The organism is Nostoc sp. UHCC 0870 (assembly GCF_022063185.1).
In the GTDB taxonomy this organism is placed as follows: Bacteria; Cyanobacteriota; Cyanobacteriia; order Cyanobacteriales; family Nostocaceae; genus Trichormus.
On the sequence record NZ_CP091913.1, the window covers coordinates 3,180,791 to 3,206,320 of the forward strand.

The window sequence follows — 25,530 nt, forward strand, 5'->3', positions numbered from 1 at the left end:
TAAAACAAGGAGTAAAGCAGGATGACGGTTAATTAACAACAGATTAAACTGTGGATAATGCCACTCAATATTTGCTGAAGCAACACTTAGATGAATTTCTAAAATTAAATCCTGCTATATCAAAAATTACTTATGTCAGTGCAACAGCGTAGTTTTGGGGAGACGGCTGATTTGATTATTGGTGTTTCCAACCAAGAAAATGAAGGATTGCCAGTAAATGCTTCTCCTGTCGGGAATCTAGCCCGCCGGAAAGGCACTATTTCCACATTTCTTGCTCCCCTGACTCAAGATACTTTTAAACAAGTTGTTACAGAAGTTGAGCAGAAATTACAGATTGTGCATCAAACTCTGTCAATGCTGGACTCTCAAGGGTTTGAGACGATTCTGCAAGAAATGTTGCATTCTATTACCTTAAAAACTGGGGAATTATTGGGAGCAGACCGGACAACTATATTCTTATTGGATGAAGAAAAACAAGAACTCTGGTCAATAGTCGCCGCAGGAGAAGGCGATCGCTCTTTAGAAATTCGTATCCCCGCCGATAAGGGAATTGCTGGCGAAGTGGCTACTTTTAAGCAAGTAATTAATATTCCCTTTGATTTTTATAACGATCCACGTTCGATATTTGCTCAAGAAAAAGAAAAAATCACTGGCTATCGTACCTACACGATGCTAGCTTTACCGCTACTCAATGAACAAGGGCGATTAGTCGCCGTGGTACAGTTACTCAATAAATTAAAGTCTACATATAATCATGATGCACCACTAGCAGAACGCATCGATACTATTGGCTTTACTGGTGCTGATGAAGATTTATTTCAGGAATTTGCACCCTCTATTCGCCTAATTCTAGAATCGTCACGTTCTTTTTACATTGCGACTCAAAAACAAAGAGCCGCAGCTGCGATGATGAAGGCGGTTAAGTCTCTAAGTCAAAGCAGTCTAGATTTGGAAGATACCCTCAAACGGGTAATGGATGAAGCCAAGGAACTGATGAACGCCGATCGCAGTACCCTATGGCTAATAGACCGCGATCGCCATGAACTCTGGACGAAAATCACTCAAGATGATGGTTCTACCAGGGAATTAAGAGTTCCCATAGGTAAGGGTTTTGTTGGTATGGTTGCAGCCTCCGGTCAAAAACTCAATCTCCCTTTTGATTTATATAACCATCCAGACTCGGAAACAGCCAAACAAATTGACCAGCAAAATGGCTATCGTACCTGTAGCTTACTCTGTATGCCTGTCTTTAATGGCGATCAAGAGTTAATCGGCGTGACGCAATTAGTCAATAAAAAGAAATCAGGGGATTTTCCCCACTATAATCCCGTTGATTGGCCTCAAGCTCCTGAATGCTTCCAAGCAAGTTTTGACCGCAATGACGAAGAATTTATGGAGGCTTTTAATATTCAAGCCGGGGTAGCACTGCAAAATGCTCAGTTATTTGCCAGAGTTAAGCAACAGGAACAAATGCAACGGGATATTCTGCGGAGTCTTTCTAATGGTGTAATTTCCACAGATAAAGCAGGAGCAATTATTGCGGCTAATGAAAGTGCTAAACGCTTGTTGGGATTGGCAGATGAAGACCGTTTAGAAGGTAAATTAGTTAGTGAAGCGATCGCCATTAAAGAAGGCGATTTTAGCAAGTGGTGTAGAGATGCTTTACACGGTACAGACCTCAAGCTTCGCCAGCAATATTACCCAGACCGCACCTTATTAAGTACAGGTTCAGAATCAGACAAACATAGTATCAATTTATCAATTAATACTATTGCTGATGCTAGCGACCCGCAGCAAGTTTGTGGCGCACTGGTAGTCATGGACGATATCAGTGATGAAAAGCGTCTCAAGAGTACAATGTACCGCTACATGACCCAAGAATTAGCAGAAGAATTGTTGAAACTAGATGATGCTAAACTTGGAGGCGATCGCAAGGAAGTTTCAATTTTATTTTCCGATATTCGTGGCTACACCACTTTGACAGAAAATCTGGAAGCAGAAGAAGTGGTAAGTATGCTCAATGAATATTTTGAATCAATGGTAGATGCTGTTTTTAAACACAAAGGTACTCTCGATAAATACATCGGTGATGCGATTATGGCTGTGTTTGGTTCGCCTCTCCCCCTAGAAGAACACGCTTGGATGGCGGTACAAACATCTTTGGAGATGCGCCATCGGTTACAGGAATTTAATCAACGTCGCTACGCCGCTAATAAACCGAGAATTAATATTGGCATTGGCATTAATTCTGATACCGTCATTAGTGGTAATATCGGTTCTAGTAAAAGAATGGAATTTACTGCCATTGGTGATGGTGTTAACTTAGGTTCTCGCCTAGAAAGTGTAAGTAAGCAGTACGGTTGCGATATTATTCTCAGTGATAATACTTTTAAACCCTGCCAAAATCACATTTGGGCGAGAGAACTAGACTACATTCGTGTTAAAGGTAGAAACGAGCCGGTAGCTATATACGAATTAGTGGGTTTACGTTCCGACCCTATTAGTAGCGAGAAATTACAAGTAATAGAGCATTATCATAAAGGTCGTGAGTATTATCTTCAGCAGGATTTTGCTTTAGCCAGAGCGGAATTTGCCACTGTTTTAGCCGCAGATAAGCATGATAAAGCTGCGATGCTGTACCTTTTACGTTGTCAGCATTGGTTACAATCACCCCCAACCACTTCACAATGGGATGAGGGTGTTTGGACTTTTCAGGAAAAATAAATCCGGTGTATCTACCTAATCACAGAAGATACTTGCTCTTTTAAGGGTGCAACATTTAAAATACTACCAATCTCGCGCAGAGATAGCCTGACAAAATAAGTTACCCAAATCGTAATTCCCACTAACTTGAAGGTATCCTCTACAACAGTAGGTATTCCTTCCCATATCGTGTCACAAATTACAGATAGCCCTAAAGATAGGATTGCAGCTAAAAGAATCAGAAACTCTGTTTTCTTAAAATTATTATTACCAACCATAAAGGGAAGGAAAATAGTTACTTTTTTGGTTATAAAAATGCAATCTGCCAAAACCAAGAAATTGACTATGGGTTTTTTCACCTTGGGGAAAAGCGGTCACTCCAAATAAATAAACACCCGCAGATGTGGGATTTTGCCAGGGTTTTAAACCTATGGTAACGGTTTTACCTGGGGATATTGGTAAGTCGAACATTAAAGACACTGTTCTAGTTTTGCGATCGCTAGTTACATCTTTTAATCCAATTCTCTCACCTCTGCGTGAGCGTGTACCCTCAAAAGCAATACTGTTTTTCAAGTCAAAACGAATATTATCTACGCCATCACGCTGATTAATTGTAATCTTTTGTAATGGTTCGCCAGCATTCTCTGGCAAACTGACAGTGAAATAATAGGTCGCACCCCAGACATAGAGTTCATTATAGGTAGTTGTAGATTCCACTAGACGAGGCGGTTGAGCAAAATAGACTGTCCCATCTTGCAACTGAATCGCTTGACTCTGACTACATATTAAGACTGTGGTGGCTATCGCTGTACCTAATACAACTGCAAGGCGCATAACTTTATTGATATAACCAACTAGATCACAATCATACTGGAGATATTAGTTTAAAACTCTCTAAAAAAATTAATATTTATTATTAATACATAGCAATAATCACTATTATTACTTAAAGCTTCAAGGTTTTGTTAAACTTAATTGATAAGTGTTGTCAAAGTTACTGTTGAAGTTAGAAACTAAAGATACAACACAGGCAATTATTTTTATGAACGCTATTTCTAAATTTGAATTCAGACGGTCAAGTTGGCAAACTGCTGTCTTGTTTGCCCTTGGCTTTTGGCTAAGTGCTAGCTTAGTGTTAGATTGGGTAATTATGCCTAGTTTCTATCTCTCTGGCATGATGAACCAAGATGGTTTTACTACCGTCGGCTATGTGATTTTTTGGGTTTTTAATCGCCTAGAATTATTATTTGCAGCCGGAGTCTTAACTGGTGTACTGGCTTGGAGAAAAACCTATGATCAGTGGAATACTAACTGTCTACTTTTCGCAGTTATACTATTTGCGATCGCGCTTTTAAACACCTATCTATTAACTCCGCAAATGTGTGCGCTTGGTGTTCATCTCAATTTATTTGACACAGTATCCACAATTCCCACACAAATGAATATGCTTCATGGTAGTTATTTCTTCCTAGAAGTCATCAAGCTGGTAGCAGGTGGAACACTGTTTATCCGTTGCTGGCAAAAGTCATAAGGATATTAATATCGTGTCGGCGAATAGTTATGAAAATTAATCGAGTTGCTCGGATACTGAAAGTATTAAGTTTAATCTCGATTAGTTTTCTAATTTTAGTTTTCTCATTTTTTTTGACTTTTGACTTCACGGCGGTACTAGTCCCTAGCCTCTAGTCCTTTTTCTTCCCTTTCCTCCTCTAAAAGTGCCAAAGTCGGTATTTGAATAATAAAAGGAAGTTCTGCACCTATCAGACCCCGTTGAATGCGTTCCGAGGTTTCGCTAAAAATTAAAAATAACGGATATATACTATTAGCCCCCTCACTGAGAATGTGACTATGACGATGAGGCATTAACCATTCATAATCTTGATTGAGGAACACCTGAGTTTGTCGCCAACGTCCCAACAAATCAGAAAAATCTTCATAGGGACGATGGATAAACAGTAAGATTTCTGCTCCAGTTTTAACTTTCCACTCTGGATCGCACATTAAAATAGCTACATCACAGGGTAGTAAAATTGCTTGTGCAGTTGCAGAGGTAGTTTTCCGTAAACGAACAATTGGTAGAGGGATAGTGATTAAGCTTTCATCAGGACGGCGCAGACTGGGGATCATTTCCAAATATGGACGATGTTGCTTGAGTAATGCGATCGCAGCCAAATGATTGCTATACTCTGCCAAGCTTGCTTCATAGTAAGATTTTTGCACAGGCATAAGAAATTCAAAATTAATGATTAATGTTCATCTAGTACAACACGGCGGAAATAAACAGACCATTCTAAATCAATGAAACGCTTACGCTGTATTCATTTTGAATTTTGTTAGCGCAGCGTTAGCGAGTCCGCGAGCGTCATTTTGAATTTTGAATTCCGCCGAACTGTACTAGCCCAATTTTTCAAATACCTTGAATAAAGGCAGATACATCGACAGCAAAATCGTACCCACCATACCCCCCAAGAACAAAATCATAATTGGTTCTAAAACGCTGGTTAATGCTTTGACAGCTTGCTCTACTTCATCTTCATAGAAATCAGCAATTTTCATCAACATTGCGTCTAATTCTCCTGTTTCCTCGCCAATACTAATCATTTGAATTGCCATTGCTGGAAAAACTTGCTCTTTCTGTAGGGCAATACTAATCATTCCACCTTGTTGAATTTCCGCTCGTGCTGCATCGATAGCATTAGCAACTACCTGATTTCCTGATGTATCGCGCACAATTTCTAAAGATGTGAGAATGGGTACACCAGAACGAGTCAAAGAACCAAAGGTGCGACTAAAACGAGCCACTGAAGATTTTTGAATCAAGTCACCGAATATCGGCATTTTTAAAGAAAGACGGTCAATTGTTTCTTTACCAAGGCGGGTTTTGTAATACTGTGTGTAACTAAATTTCACACCGACAATTCCACCAATAATTAATCCTGATTTCCAACTTCTTAAAATTTCACTACAATCCATTAAGAATTGAGTTAACGCAGGTAATTCTGTACCTAATTCTATGAAAATTTTTCCAAAAATAGGCAGAAGAAAAACAGTCATTCCCACAAAAATCCCGGTTGCCAAAATACCAACTACGACTGGATAAGCTAAGGCTGATTTAAGTTGGTTCTGTAATCTAGCCATATCTTCTAATAACTTAGCTAGACGATTTAGCACTTCATCAAGAACACCTCCAACCTCCCCAGCTTGAATCATACTGACATACAAACCATCAAAACAATCAGGGTGCTTACGCATCGCATCTGAAAGGTTAACACCGCTTTGTACATCATTACTAATATCGTTTAGAGCCTGTTTTAACTTACTATTAGTAGATTGGTCAGCTAACACACCCAGACCTCTAACAATCGCTACGCCAGCATTTACCAAAGTAGCAAGTTGTCGAGAAAAGACTGCTTTTTCTTTAACAGTCACCTTCACAAAAGAAGTCTGGATTTTTTGTAAATCAAAGTTTGCAGAAAAATTTTGAGACTGCTTAAGTTCTTGAACTACAAAACCTTTATCTCTAAGATTAGTACGAGCGTCTGCCAAGGATTCGGCAACCACTTTTTCACTTCTGGTTTTACCCTGTGAATCACGAACACGAGCAACAAATGTTGGCATAATTTAATTCAAAATTCAAAATTCAAAATTTAGTCAATAGTCAATTGTCCATAGCTATGAAAACTGACTAATGACTAAAACTAATGGGCTTTTGCACCAGCTTTAGCTGCGCCTGGTGGTGGAGCAGATGCACCGATGAGGCGTTGAATCTCGTCTGGTTTAGAGGTTTTAGACATGGCCGCTTCAAAAGAAATCATGCCCGATTTGTAATAATCAGCTAAAACCTTCTCTAAAGTTTGCATTCCTAATTTACCGCCAGTCTGAATAGCCGAATAAATTTGCGAAGTTTTACCTTCACGAATTAAGTTAGAAATAGCGGGAGTAATAATCATAATTTCTTGTGCCATAACCCGACCATATTCACCTGGTTTGGGGTTTTTCTTCGGCACTAATGTTTGACTAAATACTGCTACTAAAGAGTTAGATAATTGCACCCTCACTTGAGTTTGTTTTTCGTGAGGGAAAACGTCAATAATCCGGTCAACAGTCTGAGAAGCTGAACTAGTGTGTAGCGTACCAAATACTAAGTGACCTGTTTCTGCTGCGGAAATTGCCAAGGAAATAGTTTCTAAATCCCGCATTTCCCCCACCAGAACAATATCTGGGTCTTCCCGTAATGCTGCTTTCAAGGCATTAGCAAAACTCTTCGTATCTTCACCCAATTGTCGTTGGTGAACTAGACTTTTAATTGGTTCATAGACAAATTCAATAGGGTCTTCTACTGTGAGAATATGCTCTGCTTTGGTGCGATTAATCAAGTCGATCATTGCCGCTAGGGTCGTTGTTTTACCAGAACCTGTAGGGCCTGTCACCAGAATCAATCCTCTGGGTTTATCACACATTTCTCTAACAACATCTGGCAGACCTAATTTTTCAAAATTAGGAATTTTGGAACTGAGCGCTCTTAAACAAGCAGCATAAGCACCACGCTCTTTATAAACATTCACCCGAAAACGTGCTAAACCTTTCACTCCATAGGAACAATCTAACTCCCAGGTTTGTTCTAGGGTTTTACGCTGGGTATTGTTGAGCATACTAAAAATCAGTCTTTGACACTGTTCTGAGGTCAATATATGCTCACCAATGGGTGTGAGCTTGCCACTGATGCGAAAATAGGGAGGCAAACCTGCGGATAAGTGCATATCCGAGCCACCCATTTCAATCAACTGCTCCATCAAGTCTTCAATCATCATTTCCATAGTGTCTTACCAATTCAAAATTCAAAATTCAAAATTCAAAATTCAAAAATTTCTGGGGTTTAGGGTGTGAAAGAATAGTAAAGCCCCTCTAATTACCCAGTCCCCAGTCCCCAATCCCCAATCCCCAGTAACTAATCATCAAACCGAGGTGTCATACAGTAGGGACAATCTAGCCATTCTGGTTGTAATACAGCATTACAATTTCGACAGGTTAGTCCACTCTTGCGCTTGGCTTTTAACTCAGCTTCTAAACCTGTGTCAGTAAACGTCACCCGTTCTACTTCTTCTAGGGTTGTAGAGCCTTGGCGAACTAAGTCTAGGCTGTAAGCCAACAAGGTTTTCATCCCTTCTTCTACTGCTACTTCCTTAATGCGTTCTGTGGGTGCTTCTTCGTTGATTAAAGTTTGTAGCTGTTCAGTTACCCGCATTACTTCATAAACACCACAACGCCCTTTGTAACCGACACCATTACAGGTGGGACAGAGATTATTTTTAGCTTTAGCTTCAGCGATCGCTTCTAGTGATAAAGTATTAGCCTTATAGAAAGTCACCCCCACATCTTGGGAAGCTGACATTCCATAACGAGCCAGTTCTTCAGGTGTAGGAGTATAAGCAATGCGACAATCACCACACACACGCCGCACCAAACGTTGTGCTAATACCCCAATTAACGAACTAGAAACCATGAACGGCTCAATGCCCATTTCACCCAAACGCGCGATCGCACCTGGGGCATCGTTAGTATGTAAGGTAGTTAATACTAAGTGACCAGTTAAAGCCGCCTCAATCGCTGTTTTAGCTGTTTCTTTATCTCTTGTTTCACCCACCAGTAACACATCTGGGTCTTGTCGCAAGAATGCCCGCAATGCTGTAGCAAAATCTAGTCCTTTTTCCCGAATTACCTGTACTTGGGTAATCCCCGGCAAGCTGTACTCAATCGGGTCTTCTACCGTACTGATATTAATACCGGGAGAGTTCTTTTCTGATAATGCTGAATATAGGGAAGTTGTTTTACCAGAACCAGTAGGCCCTGTCACCAAAATTAACCCAAAAGGCTTACTGACCATATCTTGGACAATCTGCAAAGTTTCTGGGTCGGTAATTAACTTATTTAATCCCAGTTGGGTAGAAGAGTTATCTAAAATCCGCAGTACGACCTTTTCCCCGTAGCGGCTGGGCAAGGTATTCACCCGGAAGTCTACTTTCCGTCCCTCGAACATCCGCCTGATACGTCCGTCTTGGGGTAAACGTCTCTCAGCAATATCCAAGTTAGAGATAATTTTAAATCTGGCTGTAACTGCGGGAATGATTTTTTTTGGGAGGGGGTCAAAAGCCTCCCGCAACACCCCATCCTTACGGAAGCGAATCCGCAGATTTTCTTCTTGCGGTTCGACGTGGATATCAGAAACCTGCTCGTGTAGAGCCTTTGCCAAAATTCTATTAACGAGGTTGATAACTGGCGCATCTTCTGCACCCTTCATCGCCGCCCCTAAATCCGCCTCCATCTCTTCAGGAGCATCTTCTAGGTTAAGATTGCTAAGATTTTCTAAATCCTGATTAATATCTGTAAACTTTTCTTGTTCTATATGCTTTTGTCGCACAGCCAAGTCATCCAGATATTGGTTGATCAGCTGTTGGTAGTCATCCTGGGTAATCACCATGCGCTTTAATGCCAAACCTTGTGGGCGCAAGATCCGGTTGAGGTCATCGGACGCTTCTAAGTTGTCCGGATCGACCATCGCTACTAAAATGCAGGGTGGATTTTGTTGATCATTCTTCAATAGTGGTACTAAACGATGGCGACGGCAGATATCAACTGGGATGAGGGTTTCTATAAGTTCCCCCATAATCGTATCGCCGACGTTGTTGACTTCCGGATCGAGGAATTCAACACCGTATAGTATTTTCAGTTCAAATAATTGTTGTTTCTTGTATTGTCTGAGGAACTCAGGTGATAGTTGTCGCCCGGTAATTGACTCCAGCACTTCCGTTAAGGGTCTACCAGATTTGCGACTTTCAATCAACGCCTGCCTCATTTGGTCATTATTAACATAGCCAGCTTGGACTAGCTTGTTACCAAAAGGCGAAAACTCTGTTCTTGTAGTGAGAGCGGTACTACGCCGTTGCGGAGACGATTGAGTCATAGGTGAGCAATGAGTAAGGAAAACCTCTGCTTAGAGTATTCCCAACCTGAGCTACATAATTTTCATGCAGACTCATTAAAACTTTAAACTGCTTTAGGAAGGAGAAGAGAGGGGAAGCAGGGGAAGCAGGGGGAGAAAAATCCAATCCCAAATTTCATTTCGGTTTATCACACCTAGAAGGTCTGTTCACCATTTGTCAAAATAGGATAACGGTAAAACCCGTTCCAGAGATATTTCGGCAAAAAATTAGCTTTAGCGTATGACCATAAATTGCAATGGTTGCTTATTGTAGCGAAATACTGCCTTAATCAATACCTGGGATGAGTAGACTTAGATAATGATGGACGAAAATAAACAGATAAACAATACAAACCAGCCATTGGGTGAATCAACAGAGGTAAATCAAGCAATGATGAGCGACTCCCAAGCCCCAACCAATTCTTACGAATCTGGTAGCGAGGTTACTGAGCAAGTGGCAACCCCAACTAATATAGCGGGAGACACTGTACTCACAGAAGAAAATAACTTCGCTGCACCAGAGACTACTGAAGTCGAAACAGCAGCTTTGGCAGAATTGACTCAACATATTGAGTCACTCAAAGCCCAACTAGAAGAACGCAGTACACAATACATGAGAATTGCGGCAGATTTTGAAAATTACCGCAAACGTACACAAAAGGAAAAAGAAGAGCTAGACCTACAAGTAAAGCGAAATACTCTCATGGAGTTGCTGCCTGTGGTCGATAATTTTGAACGGGCCAGAGCGCACCTTAAGCCACAAACTGAAGGCGAGATGACAATTCACAAAAGTTATCAGGGAGTCTATAAACAACTTGTGGATTCCCTAAAACGATTGGGTGTATCACCCATGCGTCCTGAACTACAAGAATTTGATCCTAATCTTCATGAAGCAGTAATGCGCGAACCTACGGATGAACATCCTGAAGGAACAGTGTTAGAAGAGTTAGTACGCGGATATTATTTGGGCGATCGCGTGCTACGCCATTCTATGGTTAAGGTGGCTGCTCCAAAGGAAGATGCACCACCCGCACAAGAAAGTCAGTCGAGTCCAGCCGACAGTTAACCTGTATTTGCTCGCCTCTCTGACCAATAGTGCCTAGGTCATAGTAGAGGCGAGCATTGCTAGGGATTGGGTACTGGATACTGGGGACTGACAATTGGGTATTGGGTGTTGGGTAAGAGTCAAGTCTTAATTTTGAATCTTGAATCTTGAATTTTGAATTGTTTGCCTCAAGTTAATCCGCGTAACATTCCGGCAACAGCAGTCAGTAAAAATATTTAATATGGGAAAAGTTATTGGGATCGACTTAGGCACTACAAATAGTTGTGTTGCAGTTTTGGAGGGTGGTCAACCAATTGTGATCACTAATTCCGAAGGGGGAAGAACTACACCGAGTATTGTAGGATTTGGTAAAAGTGGCGATCGCTTGGTCGGTCAATTAGCAAAACGCCAAGCCGTAACTAATGCTGAAAACACGGTTTTTAGTATAAAAAGATTTATCGGTCGGCGTTGGGATGATACAGGAAAAGAGCGCGATCGTGTACCTTATAATTCTATTAAAGGTCGAGACGATACTGTTGATGTGCAGATTCGCGGGCGAAATTACACACCCCAAGAAATATCTGCCATGATCCTGCAAAAGCTCAAGCAGGATGCAGAAAATTTCTTGGGTGAAGCTGTAACGCAAGCAGTAATTACCGTACCAGCATATTTCACCGATGCCCAACGACAAGCCACTAAAGACGCTGGCACAATTGCCGGACTGGAAGTGCTACGAATTATCAATGAACCTACGGCTGCGGCTTTAGCTTTTGGCTTAGAAAAGCAAGACCAAGAACAGCTAATTTTGGTCTTTGACTTGGGAGGCGGAACGTTCGATGTATCTATATTGCAACTGGGAGATGGGGTTTTTGAAGTCAAAGCCACCAGTGGTAATAATCAGCTAGGAGGTGATGACTTTGATAGCTGTGTTGTCAATTGGATGATTGAACGCTTCCAAAAACAAGAGGAAATTGACCTTGCTCAAGATAAAATGGCACTGCAACGCCTGCGAGAAGCCGCAGAAAAAGCCAAGGTTGAACTCTCTAGCATGGCCAATACCTCCATTAACCTGCCTTTTATTACGGCTGATGAAGCTGGGCCAAAGCATCTAGAGATGGAACTCAGTCGCTCTAAATTTGAAGAATTGGTGGGACATTTAATTGAAGCCACCATCGAGCCAATGATTCAAGCCCTCAAGGATGCAGACCTGAAAGCAGAAGATATCGACAGAATTATTTTAGTAGGTGGTTCTACGCGGATTCCTGCCGTACAAAACGCGCTGATCAAGTTTTTTAACGGCAAAACTCCTGACCGTTCGGTGAATCCTGATGAAGCTGTAGGTTTGGGTGCAGCAATTCAAGCTGGTGTTCTAGGTGGCGAAGTTGATAATCTTTTGCTCTTAGATGTCACACCACTATCATTGGGAATTGAAACTTTGGGAGAAGTATTCACCAAAATCATCGAACGTAACACGACAATTCCCACCAGTAAGTCACAGATATTTTCTACCGCCGTTGATGGACAAACTTCTGTAGAAATTCATGTCCTCCAAGGTGAACGGGCAATGGCACGAGATAATAAAAGTCTCGGCAAATTTCTGTTAGCAGGAATTCCTCCCGCCCCCCGTGGTGTACCCCAAATTGAGGTATCGTTTGAAATCGATGTTAACGGTATCCTCAAAGTTGCTGCCCAAGATAAAGGCACAGGTAGAGAACAGAGTATTCGTATTACTAACACAGGTGGATTAAATAGCAATGAAGTAGAACGGATGCGCCAAGAAGCGGAAGTTTTCGCTGAAGAAGATAGAAGACGCAAAGAACTAGTTGACCTCAAAAACCAAGCAGATAATCTGTTATCTAGTTATGAATCTACCCTGAAAGAGAATGGCCAATTGATTGGTGAGCAGATGAAAGTCTTAGCCAACGAAAAAGTTGCCCTCCTCCAGAGTGTCATGACTAATCCCGCTATTTCCCTACAAGAATTTCAACAGTGTCTAGAAGACTTCCAACAAACTCTGTTTGCGATTGGTGCAAATGTCTACGAGCGAGCTAGTGGTCAAAATGATGGTGAAGTAGAAGCAATTTCCGATGCTTCATTATCCTTAGACTTAGAACATCCAATGAATGGAACTCTAATTCCCCAATTTAATTTTGATTTTGATGACGAAAGCACAGCACAAGCTGATTATGAAGCAATAGATTAGAGATTGGGCATGAAAAGCTCAAAAGTTAAAAGGCAAAAATTATTTAATTTTGAATTTTGAATTGGTTTATCCCCAGTCCCTAATAACTAGCAAGGGGGGTTTTCCACACCTGATGGTGCGGCTAGCCCCTCTAGTTCATGAGCAGGGTTTTATCATCGCACGTAGCACAATTGTAAAAGAGACAGCCAATTGGTCAGTGACAAGTCCAATCTGTGTTGCTTCATACTGCCAAATTTAGTAGCTTTTTCGTTTCCCACGAAGAAAGCACCTACTTCTGGCAACTTGCTGGTGATTTTTGTAAAAGGTAACAGGTAAAATAAATTAATTATTAAAATAAGTTAACGTCTACCTTCTGCCTAGTACAACACGGCGTAAATGAACATACCATTTCAAACGAGCAAAAGCATTGATATACGAAACTTTTGACTTTTGATTTACCCTCCGGGAAGCCGCTTTCGCGTCTATGACTTTTGACTTCCGCCCTGCGGTACTAGCCTCCAGCCAGCCCCACTTGTGGTGCTTGCTGCCTTATCATCTATTCGTCCTCACTTTTACCTTTGCTATATGTCCCGCGACTACTATGAAATTCTGGGCGTCTCTCGTGACGCTGACAAAGAAGAACTCAAACAAGCTTACCGTCGTCTAGCCCGGAAGTATCACCCCGATGTGAATAAAGAACCGGGGGCGGAGGAGCGATTTAAGGAAATTAACCGTGCTTACGAAGTCCTGTCTGAGCAAGAAACCCGTGCGCGTTATGATCGCTTCGGCCCAGAGGGTGTTTCCGGTGCTGGTGTTGGTTACCAAGATATGAGCGATATGGGCGGCTTTGCTGATATCTTTGAAAGTATTTTTAGTGGCTTTGCCGGTGGTATGGGTGGCCCAACCCAAAGACGGCGTAGCGGGCCGGCGCGGGGTGATGATTTACGGCTAGACTTAAAGTTAGAATTTCGGGAAGCTGTCTTTGGCGGTGAAAAAGAAATTCGCATTTCTCACCTAGAAACCTGTGAAACCTGTGGTGGTTCGGGTGCTAAACCAGGAACTCGTCCCCGCACTTGTTCAACTTGTAGCGGTTCTGGTCAAGTCCGTCGTGTAACTAGAACACCTTTTGGCAGTTTCACTCAAGTATCCACTTGTCCCACCTGTAATGGTACAGGCATGGTAATTGAAGACAAATGTGATACTTGTGATGGTAAGGGTACAAATCAAATTACCAAGAAACTGAAAATTACTATTCCCGCAGGTGTGGATAATGGTACACGTCTACGCATATCCCAAGAGGGTGATGCAGGTCAACGTGGTGGTCCTCCTGGAGATTTGTATGTCTACTTGTTCGTCAACGAGGATGAAGAATTTCACCGGGACGGAATTAATGTTCTTTCGGAAATTAAAGTTAGCTATTTGCAAGCAATTCTAGGCTGTCGTTTGGAAGTAGATACCGTAGATGGGCCTGTAGAATTAATTATTCCCGCCGGCACTCAGCCTAATACGGTGATGAAGTTGGAAAATCGAGGTGTACCACGCCTAGGTAATCCTGTGAGTCGGGGGGATCATCTGTTAACGGTGTTAATTGATATTCCTACCAAGGTGATACCAGAGGAGAGAGAATTGTTAGAGAAGTTGGCTAAAATTAAGGGAGACCGTACTGGCAAAGGTGGTTTAGAAGGATTCTTGGGAAACTTGTTTAAGTAATGAAGGTATCTTATTTATCAACTCCCGATGCTCAACTAGATTTGCGTGGCACTCCTTGCCCGATTAATTTTGTGCGGACTAAACTTCGTCTGGAGCAAATGTCCCCTGGGGCTTTGCTGGAGGTATGGTTAGACCCTGGTGAACCAATTGAACAAGTTCCTGATAGCTTGACAATGGCTGGTTATCAGGTAGAAAAAATTACCGACTGTACTGGCTATTTTTCTTTGTTCATCCGCCGTCCCGTAACTGCCTAATGAAACTTGGTACTACTGGACAGTTTTTGGGTACGGTGTTAGCCGTGCAGGCTAATTTTTACAAAGTACAGCTAGATGAGGCAAGGGAGCAGGGGAGCAAGGGAGCAGGGGGACAATTAGATTTAGATTCCCCTCTACCCCCCTTGCTACTCTGCACTCGCAGAATGCTGTTGAAGAAAATCGGTCAGCAAGTAATGGTAGGCGATCGCGTGGTCGTAGAAGAGCCAGATTGGTCTGGAGGACGGGGAGCGATCGCGGATGTCTTACCCCGCCGAACTGAATTAGACCGCCCACCAATCGCCAATGCTGACCAAATTCTATTGGTTTTTGCGGTGGCTGACCCACCCCTAGAACCTTACCAACTCAGCCGATTTCTAATTAAGGCTGAATCTACTGGTATAGATGTGCTGTTATGTTTGAATAAAAGCGATTTAGTCAGTCCACAAGAAAAGCAAGAAATTAGCGATCGCCTGTTAAATTGGGGCTATAAACCCCTGTTTATTAGCGTTCAGCAGGAAATTAATATTGCCGAAGTAGCAAAATATCTCAGCCAAAAAATCACCGTTGTCGCTGGCCCTTCTGGTGTGGGTAAATCCAGCTTAATTAATGCCTTAATTCCCGATATTAACCTGCGTGTGGGGGAAGTTTCTGGTAAATTAGCCCGTGGTCGTCACACCACACGCCATGTAGAATTATTTGACTTACCCAATGGTGGTTTATTAGCAGACACCCCCGGCTTTAATCAGCCTGATTTGGATTGCAGTCCAGAAGAATTAGTACATTATTTTCCAGAAGTCAGAGAACGCCTAGCTAATGGTAGGTGTAGATTTAATGATTGTTTACATCGAGATGAGCCAGATTGTGTAGTGCAGGGTAATTGGGAACGCTATGAACATTATTTAGAGTTTTTGGACGAAGCGATCGCACGACAAACACAACTTAACCAACAAGCCGATCCCGAATCAAATTTAAGGCACAAAACCAAAGGTAAAGGTCAAAGCCAATACGAACCAAAACTAGAAAGTAAAAAATACCGCCGCACTTCCCGACGCACTCAAATACAAGGGTTACAAGATTTATATCAGGAAGAAGATTAAGCAGCAGTTCATTGGGTAGGGAGTGGAAGGGGACAAGAGGGACAGTAGTGAAAAATTTATTTTGGGTTGATAGTTAATTTCCTCAGATTACTAGTCAGATACGATCCCCAGAAGGTCTTAAAATATTGTTAATTTCCACCTACTCCCTAGACCTTCAATTTATCAGTATCACCCTAAAACACTATGGCTATTGGCTACGTCGCGCTTGTACTCCACGCACACCTTCCCTTCGTTCGTCACCCAGAAAGTGATTATGTGCTGGAAGAGGAATGGCTCTATGAAGCTATTACAGAAACTTACATTCCTTTATTGAAAGTATTTGAAGGCTTAAAGCGAGACGGCATTGATTTTAAAATCACTATGAGTATGACACCGCCGCTTGTGTCCATGCTCCGTGATCCTTTGCTGCAAGAACGCTATGATGCACATCTAGCTCAATTAGAAGAACTTATAGAACTGGAAGCCGAACGCAATGTCCAAAATGGGCATATGCGTTACTTAGCTGAACACTACGCCACTGAGTTTAACGAAGCGCGTCAGATGTGGGAACGCTACAATGGCGATTTAGTTACGGCTTTTAAACAGTTTCAAGACTCTAACAACTTAGAAATCATCACTTGTGGTGCGACTCACGGCTATTTACCACTGATGAAAATGTATCCCCAAGCTGTGTGGGCGCAAATTCAGGTAGCTTGTGAACACTACGAAGAAACTTTTGGCCGACCCGCTAAAGGTATTTGGTTGCCAGAATGCGCCTACTATGAAGGCTTAGAGAGGATGCTAGCCGATGCTGGTTTGCGCTACTTCCTCACTGATGGGCATGGTATTCTTTACGCCCGTCCTCGTCCCCGTTTTGGTACTTATACCCCAATTTTTACAGAAACGGGTGTTGCAGCCTTTGGTCGCGATCATGAATCTTCTCAGCAGGTCTGGTCTTCTGAGGTAGGTTATCCCGGTGCGGCAGAATATCGGGAATTTTACAAAGATTTGGGTTGGGAAGCTGAGTATGAGTACATCAAACCCTATATCATGCCCAACGGTCAGCGTAAAAATACGGGGATTAAGTATCATAAAATTACTGGGCGCGGCTTAGGGCTATCAGATAAGGCACTTTATGATCCTTATTGGGCAAAGGAAAAAGCGGCAGAACACGCGGCTAATTTTATGTATAACCGCGAACGGCAAACAGAGCATCTTTACAATATTATGCAGCGTCCGCCGATTATTGTGTCGCCTTATGATGCCGAATTATTTGGACATTGGTGGTATGAAGGCCCTTGGTTTATTGATTATCTGTTCCGCAAGTCTTGGTATGACCAAGGAACTTATAAAATGACTCATTTAGCAGACTATTTACGGGCAGAACCAACCCAACAAGTCTGTCGTCCTTCCCAGTCGAGTTGGGGTTATAAGGGTTTCCATGAGTATTGGTTAAATGAGACTAATGCTTGGATTTATCCACACTTGCATAAAGCTGCTGAACGCATGATTGAAATCTCTAGTCTAGAACCAGAGGATGAATTAGGCTTGAAGGCACTGAATCAAGCAGCGCGGGAGTTACTATTGGCGCAATCTTCAGACTGGGCGTTTATTATGCGGACAGGAACAATGGTTCCTTATGCTGTGAGACGCACGCGATCGCACTTGATGCGCTTTAATAAGCTCTATGAAGATGTGAAAATCGGCAAAATCGATAGCGGTTGGTTGGAAAAGGTCGAATTAATGGATAATATTTTCCCCAATATCAACTACCGTGCTTACCGTCCTTTGTAAAGAGTGCTGAGTAGTGAGTAGTGAATGCTGAGTAATAAAAAATTAGATTCTCTAGCCTCTAACCCTTTAGTAGCTTAAAAGCAAAACCCCCAGGATCAATTACTGGGGGTTTATTATTAGTGACAAATTTAGCTAAAACAAAAAGAAGCCTCTCACTCAGTCCGAAGGACGAGTGATGAGATGAATTTTTGGCTGACGACGAATTGACCCACAACTAATTCAATCCGCAGGATTAACAGGGCAGGGGGTCGATGTTAGCGCAGCGTTAGCGAGTCTGCGAGCGTCGGAGTCAGCATTTTTAACTTTGAGCGAATCGATAAAATCTTCAATTACATGAGTCATAGTTTTATCGTTTTGACTTGCATATAATCTTAATTTATTTAATCTGCGCTCAGATATTCTTAAATTTAATGTTTTGCTTTTCATGAATGCCAGTACAACGTCGTTACATTTATGTAATGCTAAACATAGGTCGAAAACAAGGATAAAGCAATGAAAACCTCATACCAATACAAAATCAAGCCGACTAAAGAACAAGCAGAGAAAATAGACAAGACGCTAGAAATGCTGCGTTGTCAATACAATTATTTGCTTGCTCAAAGGTTTGACTGGTATGAGCAAAATCGTTGTCCTATCGACAGATGCCCATTAATTTGTCACTTGCCAGAATTAAAGGAACAGCCTAACTACTACAATCAAAAAGCTTCTTTGGTTCAATTGAAAGTTGATAGACCTTGGTATAAGGATATTCATTCTCAAGTATTACAGGAAGTCCCAAAAAAAGTTGAACTAGCTTTTGATAGATGGCTAAAAGGTGATATTAACGGTAAAAAGTCTGGTAAACCTAGATTTAAAGGTAAAGGGCAGTATAAAACTTTTACTTACACCCAATTCAAGCAGCATCACTTTGTTAACAATAAAATCACACTGTCAAAGATTGGAGAAGTTAAAGTAATTGTCCATAGACCTATACCCGATGGATTTGATATAAAAACTGTATCCATTACAAAGAAAGCTGATGGTTATTATGTCACCCTTAGCCTTGATGACAAAACAGTGCCAACTGTTAAACCTGATTTTAATCCTGACAATATTGTTGGTATTGATGTTGGGTTAATTGATTTTTATGTAGCGTCTGATGATTCTAGAGTTGCTGCGCCAAAACATTTACGCAAGGCTGAACGTAGATTAAAATCAGCACAGCGTAAAGTGTCAAGACGTAAAAAGGGTTCTAATCGTCGTAAAAAAGCTATTCAAAAATTGGGTAAGCAACATAAAAAAGTTGCTGATACCCGTAGAGATTTTCACTTCAAAACAGCCAAAACATTGCTTGATAAGTATGATGTTGTAGCTGTTGAAAAGTTAAATATCAAAGGACTTGCTAAAACAAGACTGGCTAAAAGTGTCAATGACGCTGGATGGGGGCAGTTTATAACAATACTTTCAAACAAAGCCGAAAATGCTGGTTTGAAGGTAATAGCTGTTAAGCCAAATGGTACTAGCCAAGAATGTTCTAGCTGTGGTCATATAGTCAAAAAGCCGCTATCCCAGAGAATACATAATTGTCCTGTTTGTCATACAAGTATTTGCAGGGATTTGAATGCGGCTATAAACATAAAGAACCGTGGGACGCACGGTCTTAAAGCTCAATTAATGTCTTCATAGAAGAGTCGTTGAGAAGCCCACACTCACCCGTTCGCGTAGCGTCTCGCAGAGAAGGGGAGTGTGTGGAGTACGTCACCATTTTGAATGTTATCGGGACAGATTCCGGCTAGTATAAGCATCCATCGCATAGGCAGGAGTGCGATCGCTATAGTCTATATCTGTACCAGTGATAGATTTAGCTAACTTTTCAAAGGATTCAGAACTCCAGTTACGTTCATGGATAGGCTTTTTCTGCTCTCCTAGGAAATAAGCCATTGTGCCTAATACAGAAGCTGCTACCCAACCTAAGGCTAATACTGCAAATAAAATAGTCATGACAAACCTCTTTTTTTATTTTTGTAATCTTATGTAAATAAATATAACTTTATTGCAACAAAGTTTGCAAGATGCTCTCATGTGTGCATACCGATCAGGTAGGATGGGTATTCCTCACTGCCTGAAAATAAAAAAGACAGGTAGTTAGCCTGTCTGAAAAATATTGATTTAGCAAAGAATTTAGAAATTAAGTTCAGCAGCTTGCACTTTTTCAACCTGCTTCTTCTTGAGAACTAGCATTACTTGAGCCATCATTACAAGCGCAACGAAAGCAATCATCCAGCCAACTCTGTTAGCATCTTGCAATACGATTTCTACATCTTTTTGGCCGAAACCACCAACGTTGGGGTTGCTGGTTAAAGCATCGCCTGCTGTCACTGCTTGACCTTCGGAAACAATCAATTCTGGGCCTGCGGGAATGCTATCAGTAACAACTTCACCGGACTCAGTTTTGATGTTTACTAGATACTTAACGCTACCGTTTTCATCTTCTTCTTTAGCAATCTTGCTAATTGTGCCTGTAGCAGCAGCGTTATAGACGTTATTGTTGCTCTTTTCGCCTGTAGGATAAACTTGTCCACGTCCACGGTTTGCACCGACGTTTACTGCATATTTTCCGAAGTGGATGTTTTTATCCGTTGCAGGGTTGGGAGAAAGGACTGGGAAGACGATTTCCTGATACTGTTCGCCAGGTAAGGGGCCAACAATTACGACGTTTTCTTTCCCTTCGCCGTAGGCTTGGAAGTAAACATCGCCTACTTCTTCTTTCAATTCTTCAGAAATGCGGTCTGCGGGTGCAATTTTGAAGCCTTCGGGTAACATCAACACAGCACCGACATTTAAGCCGACTTTAGAACCATCAGCACCAACTTGTTGCAAACTGGTGTCGTAAGGAATTTTGACAACGGCTTTAAATACCTGATCAGGTAGTACCGATTGGGGAACTTCTACTTCTGTTGGCTTGGCTGCTAGGTGGCAGTTAGCACAAACAATTCTCCCTGTCGGTTCGCGAGGGGTTTCTGGGTAGGTTTGCTGCGCCCAGAAGGGATATGCAGCAGCAGATTGGGGAAGGGCTATGTCGCTGGTAAAGAAAAATGTCACGGCAGCGATCGCTACGAGCAATACTTTTACCATTGCTCTAGCACTGCGAGTTAACCTCGCTGTTATACAAGCATTTCTCATCTCATTTAAGGACAACGATTGAATTAGTCATTGATCATTAGTCATTAGTCATTAGTCATTAGTCATTGGTCATTAGTCATTAGTCATTAGTTGATAATTTCTACTATGGACTTTGAACTAAAGACTTAGCACTCTCAGCCGCAATAAGTTAAGAGTTATGAGTGGAGACAATAATACTCAATACTCAGCACTCAGCACGGGCTAAACGCCCCGCTACCGCTAACAGCACTCAATACTCAGCACTCAATACTCAGCACTCAATACTCAGCACTCAGCACTGATTAAGACCACCAAGGTTCTTCGTTTGTACGGAAGTCAGTTTCAGTCCAAGTGGTGAGAACGATTTTATCTTCTTCCACTTTGGCGTGACTTAATGCCAAAGAACGTGGTGCTGGGCCACGTACTACCTTACCTGTGGCATCGTATTGAGAACCGTGACAAGGGCATTTAAACTTGTTTTCTGCCACATTCCAAGGAACGACACAACCTAAGTGGGTACAAATGGCGTTGATGCCGTAATCAGTAATAGCTTCTTTGCTTTCCACCACAATGTAAGTTGGGTCTCCCTTTAGTCCTTGAACTAGGGTACGATCGCCTACATTATGGCTGTCTAGAAATTTGCTGACGCTAACATCGTTGCCCAGCTCGTCTTTTGCTGTTGTTCCGCCACCTGCTCCACCAGCTGCTGGTGGAATAAAGTAATTGACAACGGGATACAATGCACCCAGGGCTACACCTGTGACAGTTCCAAAAGTTAGCAGGTTCATGAATTGACGTCGCCCCATATCGGGAACGTCCATAGATTCAGAAAATTGAGCCATAATCTACGCGCTCTTTCGTGTATTTTGTTAAGCGTGTTGACAAGAGTGCTAATACTTGAGCATCTCCTGTCTGAGTCGAAATGCTAACGCCGACCGTGATGCTGTATTTCTTTGTTTCAAGATATATTTAGCATCCATTTTGTTAGCATTACATTTCTTTATATCCTTATCATACTTGAGTTACGGAACTTAACATCATAACTAAATGTGAAAAGTTCTGGGTGGGGAGTGAGGAGTGCTGTTAGCGGTAGCGGGTATCACCCGCTAAAATTCTGACTTTGATTCGGTTTCTTCATTTTGAATTTTTAATTGCTTATGACAGGACAGGAGTTACACCAACTATTGCTGGATAAATGGGGACATTCATACGATGTTCAGTTCCGGCGCACCCAGGGGAAGATATTTCTGCAAGTCATGTGGAAGTATCTAGAGCAAGCGTCTTTCCCGATGAGTGAGGCAGAATATCAAGAGCATTTAGATAGTGTGGCGAATTATCTTCATGCTTTGGGTGGTGCGGCGCAGGTGCGGACATTTATTGCCCAAACACGCGATCGCCCCCGTCTTGGCAAAGCTGTTAGCATCCCCTTAGATTTGGGTGAACGCGCTTCTGAATGGATTATTTAATTTTATACCTGAACAATTTTCCTGCACCCTCAAAAATACTGCTGATTAATTACTGCGATCGCCATCCTTGTAGCTATTTGCATTGGCATTGATGTTTCTAAAGAATAACTGATTATATGTTGCAAATTAAACTCTAAGTATTTATATTGGTTTTATTTTTTAATTTGCTGTTGTCATAAGGCTTATACAGGTTGTTTTAAATATTTAAATTTTCATAGTAATACAAAATTAAAAATTAATTAAATTGTTATTTTTACGATCTGAATTAATAATTTCAAAAATCTCCAAATAAGCTTGCGGATTTCAGGACTTAATAGACGTATAAGTTTCTAGTTACAGTCATCTTGGCTGGCTATAAATATTGACCGTCTCAACTTTGATCGTGGTTTAAAATTCGCTTCTGAGTCTGACACACAGATCAATTAATCGCTGCAAATATTCAAGTAGGAGATAAATATGAAACAGCTAATTACCTTCATAGTTACTGGTTTTTTATTAGTTGGTGCTTTTGGCTGTGAAGAGGCTGCTAAAAACACCTCAGAAACGCCTAAAACTACGGATAAAACTATCAACTCTCAGACAAAACCAACTACTATTCCCGCAGCTAGCACAGAAACTAAAGCAAAAACTGAGACTCAGAAAAACTCAGTAGGAAAAGCTGAGGTAGATTTAAAAACCACAGTTAGTAAAAAACTACAGGCTGGCTTACCCGGAAATAAATTAGAAGTGGAAAATAAAGATGGTGAAATCATCATCAAAGGCACAGCTACTTCTCAAGAAGAACTGAAAAAAGCTGAAAAATTAGTTAAAGAAGTTAAAGGTGTCAAAAGTGTCACCATAGAGGCACAAGTCAAAGCTACAAACAAGCCTTAGAAGGTGAATGGGTAAGTAGTGCGACACAATTAAATTCATGGGCAGGGATAGGGGGACAGAAAAATATTCTGTATAATTAATTTCGCCTAAATACTTAGATGTTGTAGGGGTGCAAAGTTTTGCACCCCTACAAATTATCAAAATTATCTATTTATATAAAATTTCTTAAAAAAAACTGCAACTGAAAGTCTCGTTGCCATAATACCTGTATCTTCGTGAAATTTGTCAAAAATTCACCTAATTTGAATTCATAAAACTTTGCAAATCACCTGATTGATTACATAAGTGAATTAAAAAGGTTATTTGCAATTAACTTTTAAGACTCTTGGGAAATCATTTGCTGTGCGGAGTTTTCATGACTACTTCATTACCTCATAATTCGAGCAGTGCTTCAAGCAACCCCAGTCTAGAAATAGCTAGACAGCGATATAAATATAACTACAGCTATATTCCACCTATGGCGATGGTGGATCAGCTACCTGACGGGGAAGGATTTCAAACTAGATGGTTTTTGTTGTTAGTTGAAGAGTTAAAGATTATTTTTGTGAATACTTTGATTACCAACCGAGGTAATCGCGGTTCGGAATTGATTCGTGATGATGTCAAACTATTTATCCTGGAAGCTATACTGAAAGGGGCAATACCAGCCAACATCAGCGTTATTGCTAGACTGCTGCAAATTATCCCGCAATTGCTGCTTCGGGGATTTTCTACAGATTTTCGAGAACTGGATGATTTGTTGTTTTCGCTGATTAAACAAAGTGGAGTCTTAATCTTGGGGGATTCCCTGAGTCGAATTAGGAAACTGCTTGATCAAGGAAAACCCACAGGTCACGTTAAAAGTCTTGAAGATTATAAGAAATTATTCCCGGTCATTCCAGTACCAGCGATCGCAGATTCTTTCCAAGAAGACGAAGTGTTTGCTTATATGCGGGTAGCTGGCTACAATCCCGTGATGATTCAGCGAGTCACTAGTCTAGAGGACAACTTCCCTGTCACCGATGCACACTACCAAGCCGTGATGGGAAATGACGATTCCCTCGCAGTTGCAGGAGAGGAAGGCCGACTATACCTTCTAGACTATGCCATTTTTAAAGGTGCTATTAATGGTACATTTCCCACCGCGCAAAAATATCTCTATGCACCTTTAGCACTTTTTGCCGTACCCAAAGGTTCAGACCCCAACCGTCTGTTAAGGCCAGTAGCCATTCAATGCGGTCAAACCCCAGGGGAAGATTACCCAATTATTACCCCTAAATCTGGTAAATATGCTTGGCTCATCGCCAAAACCATTGTTGAGATTGCCGATAGCAACTTTCACGAACCTGTCACCCACCTAGCTAGAACACATCTATTAGCTGGAATTTTTGCGATCGCCACCCATCGTCAATTACCCAGTAGCCACCCCCTCAACTTGCTGCTACGTCCTCATTTTGAGGGGACTTTAGCCATCAACGATGCTGCTCAACGCGCTCTGATTGCTCCTTTTGGTGGGGTTGATACTTTACTCTCATCAACAATTGATAACTCACGCGTGTTAACAGTGCTGGGTTTACAAAGCTTCGGCTTTAACACTGCTATGTTACCCAAACAACTCCAACAGCGTGGTGTGGATGATCCTCAACTCTTACCTGTTTATCCTTACCGAGATGATGCCTTATTAACTTGGGATGCTATTCGTCAATGGGTTTCAGACTACCTGAAGCTTTATTACACGACAGACCAAGATATTCAAAATGACGCATATATTCAGGCTTGGGCGGCGGAAGTGCAAGCTCATGATGGCGGTCGTATAGCCGATTTTGGGGAAGATGGTGGCATCAAAACACAAGAATACTTAGTTGATGCCGTTACTTTAATTATTTTTACCGCCAGTGTGCAACACGCTGCTGTCAACTTTCCCCAAAAAGATTTGATGGGTTACGCCCCAGGCTTCCCATTAGCCGGTTATTTACCAGCCTCAATTCTCAAAGAAGAAGTAACTGAGCAAGATTATCTCAAATTATTGCCACCACTAGAGCAGGCGCAACAGCAGTATAGCCTGTTGGCTTTGTTAGGTTCTGTATATTACAACAAATTGGGTGAATATCCGCAAAAACACTTTCCAGATCCCAAAGTCGAACCCTTATTGCGATCGCTCCAAAGCCATCTCGAAGAAATTGAAATCACCATCAAAAAGCGCAACTTAATTCGCCCACCCTATGAATATCTGCTTCCTTCTAAAATTCCTCAAAGCATAAATATCTAGTTGGGGAATTGGGAATTGGGCAATTCACTGAGTAGATTTTTATATCATGTCCGCTTAAT

21 protein-coding genes are annotated in these 25,530 nt (G+C 41.6%); 12 read left to right on the forward strand and 9 right to left on the reverse strand.

Translation table 11 applies throughout. The features are described from left to right. The first annotated feature begins 132 nt into the window (after window positions 1–132). The gene (locus L6494_RS13435) at window positions 133–2,724 is read left to right on the forward strand and encodes a GAF domain-containing protein (protein WP_237995678.1); all 2,592 of its coding nucleotides are present in this window, start codon (window positions 133–135) and stop codon (window positions 2,722–2,724) included. 11 nt (window positions 2,725–2,735) lie between these two features. On the opposite strand, the gene L6494_RS13440 is transcribed toward L6494_RS13435, so the two are convergent. Both L6494_RS13440 and L6494_RS13445 read right to left on the reverse strand, forming a co-directional pair. Further along, window positions 2,736–2,981, reverse strand: a complete 246-nt coding sequence (locus tag L6494_RS13440) for a hypothetical protein (protein WP_237995681.1) — start codon at window positions 2,979–2,981, stop codon at window positions 2,736–2,738. Then, complete coding sequence (locus tag L6494_RS13445; protein ID WP_237995684.1) at window positions 2,971–3,537, reverse strand: DUF2808 domain-containing protein; 567 nt, start codon at window positions 3,535–3,537, stop codon at window positions 2,971–2,973. Before L6494_RS13445 ends, L6494_RS13440 begins: the two co-directional genes overlap by 11 nt. 208 nt (window positions 3,538–3,745) lie before the next feature. On the opposite strand from L6494_RS13445, the gene L6494_RS13450 reads away from it, so the two are divergent. Next, window positions 3,746–4,234: a hypothetical protein gene (locus L6494_RS13450; RefSeq protein ID WP_237995686.1), complete on the forward strand. Its 489-nt coding sequence runs from the start codon at window positions 3,746–3,748 to the stop codon at window positions 4,232–4,234. Between the two features lie 137 nt (window positions 4,235–4,371). Here the strand turns inward: L6494_RS13450 and L6494_RS13455 are convergent, their stop codons facing one another. From L6494_RS13455 to L6494_RS13470, 4 genes are all read right to left on the reverse strand, one after another. Further along, on the reverse strand, window positions 4,372–4,929 hold the full coding sequence (locus L6494_RS13455) for a hypothetical protein (RefSeq protein ID WP_237995688.1): 558 nt from the start codon (window positions 4,927–4,929) through the stop codon (window positions 4,372–4,374). Between the two features lie 168 nt (window positions 4,930–5,097). Then, a complete protein-coding gene (locus L6494_RS13460; protein WP_237995690.1) occupies window positions 5,098–6,321 on the reverse strand; it encodes a type II secretion system F family protein in 1,224 nt (407 codons plus the stop codon). Window positions 6,322–6,401: 80 nt separating this feature from the next. Then, window positions 6,402–7,520: a type IV pilus twitching motility protein PilT gene (locus tag L6494_RS13465; RefSeq protein WP_237995692.1), complete on the reverse strand. Its 1,119-nt coding sequence runs from the start codon at window positions 7,518–7,520 to the stop codon at window positions 6,402–6,404. A gap of 131 nt (window positions 7,521–7,651) precedes the next feature. Beyond that, a complete protein-coding gene (locus tag L6494_RS13470) occupies window positions 7,652–9,664 on the reverse strand; it encodes a GspE/PulE family protein (protein ID WP_237995694.1) in 2,013 nt (670 codons plus the stop codon). 337 nt (window positions 9,665–10,001) lie between these two features. Between L6494_RS13470 and grpE the strand changes: the two genes are divergently transcribed. From grpE to L6494_RS13510, 7 genes are all read left to right on the forward strand, one after another. Then, complete coding sequence (gene grpE / locus L6494_RS13475; protein ID WP_237995695.1) at window positions 10,002–10,748, forward strand: nucleotide exchange factor GrpE; 747 nt, start codon at window positions 10,002–10,004, stop codon at window positions 10,746–10,748. A 220-nt stretch (window positions 10,749–10,968) separates the two neighbouring features. Beyond that, window positions 10,969–12,930, forward strand: coding sequence for a molecular chaperone DnaK (gene dnaK / locus L6494_RS13480; protein WP_237995697.1), 1,962 nt, complete (start codon window positions 10,969–10,971; stop codon window positions 12,928–12,930). A gap of 564 nt (window positions 12,931–13,494) precedes the next feature. Next, complete coding sequence (dnaJ, locus tag L6494_RS13485; RefSeq protein WP_237995700.1) at window positions 13,495–14,619, forward strand: molecular chaperone DnaJ; 1,125 nt, start codon at window positions 13,495–13,497, stop codon at window positions 14,617–14,619. Next, entirely contained in the window at window positions 14,619–14,873 is a 255-nt protein-coding gene (locus L6494_RS13490; RefSeq protein WP_237995702.1) for a sulfurtransferase TusA family protein, read from the forward strand. The genes dnaJ and L6494_RS13490 overlap by 1 nt, the downstream gene beginning before the upstream one ends. Then, entirely contained in the window at window positions 14,873–15,970 is a 1,098-nt protein-coding gene (gene rsgA, locus L6494_RS13495; RefSeq protein ID WP_237995704.1) for a small ribosomal subunit biogenesis GTPase RsgA, read from the forward strand. The genes L6494_RS13490 and rsgA overlap by 1 nt, the downstream gene beginning before the upstream one ends. A gap of 183 nt (window positions 15,971–16,153) precedes the next feature. After that, a complete protein-coding gene (locus tag L6494_RS13500; protein ID WP_237995706.1) occupies window positions 16,154–17,743 on the forward strand; it encodes a glycoside hydrolase family 57 protein in 1,590 nt (529 codons plus the stop codon). 492 nt (window positions 17,744–18,235) lie between these two features. Continuing rightward, complete coding sequence (locus L6494_RS13510) at window positions 18,236–19,408, forward strand: RNA-guided endonuclease InsQ/TnpB family protein (RefSeq protein ID WP_237995711.1); 1,173 nt, start codon at window positions 18,236–18,238, stop codon at window positions 19,406–19,408. Between the two features lie 87 nt (window positions 19,409–19,495). Here the strand turns inward: L6494_RS13510 and L6494_RS13515 are convergent, their stop codons facing one another. From L6494_RS13515 to petC, 3 genes are all read right to left on the reverse strand, one after another. After that, the gene (locus tag L6494_RS13515; RefSeq protein ID WP_190696990.1) at window positions 19,496–19,723 is read right to left on the reverse strand and encodes a photosystem II protein, Psb35-related; all 228 of its coding nucleotides are present in this window, start codon (window positions 19,721–19,723) and stop codon (window positions 19,496–19,498) included. Between the two features lie 180 nt (window positions 19,724–19,903). Then, window positions 19,904–20,905, reverse strand: a complete 1,002-nt coding sequence (gene petA, locus L6494_RS13520) for a cytochrome f (RefSeq protein WP_237995713.1) — start codon at window positions 20,903–20,905, stop codon at window positions 19,904–19,906. A 281-nt stretch (window positions 20,906–21,186) separates the two neighbouring features. Further along, window positions 21,187–21,726: a cytochrome b6-f complex iron-sulfur subunit gene (gene petC, locus L6494_RS13525; protein WP_237995715.1), complete on the reverse strand. Its 540-nt coding sequence runs from the start codon at window positions 21,724–21,726 to the stop codon at window positions 21,187–21,189. Window positions 21,727–22,041: 315 nt separating this feature from the next. Between petC and L6494_RS13530 the strand changes: the two genes are divergently transcribed. From L6494_RS13530 to L6494_RS13540, 3 genes are all read left to right on the forward strand, one after another. Continuing rightward, the gene (locus L6494_RS13530; RefSeq protein ID WP_237995717.1) at window positions 22,042–22,350 is read left to right on the forward strand and encodes a DUF3067 family protein; all 309 of its coding nucleotides are present in this window, start codon (window positions 22,042–22,044) and stop codon (window positions 22,348–22,350) included. A gap of 456 nt (window positions 22,351–22,806) precedes the next feature. Next, window positions 22,807–23,223, forward strand: a complete 417-nt coding sequence (locus L6494_RS13535; RefSeq protein ID WP_237995719.1) for a BON domain-containing protein — start codon at window positions 22,807–22,809, stop codon at window positions 23,221–23,223. A 355-nt stretch (window positions 23,224–23,578) separates the two neighbouring features. Next, the gene (locus L6494_RS13540) at window positions 23,579–25,471 is read left to right on the forward strand and encodes a lipoxygenase family protein (protein WP_237995721.1); all 1,893 of its coding nucleotides are present in this window, start codon (window positions 23,579–23,581) and stop codon (window positions 25,469–25,471) included. The last annotated feature ends 59 nt before the right edge of the window (window positions 25,472–25,530 follow it).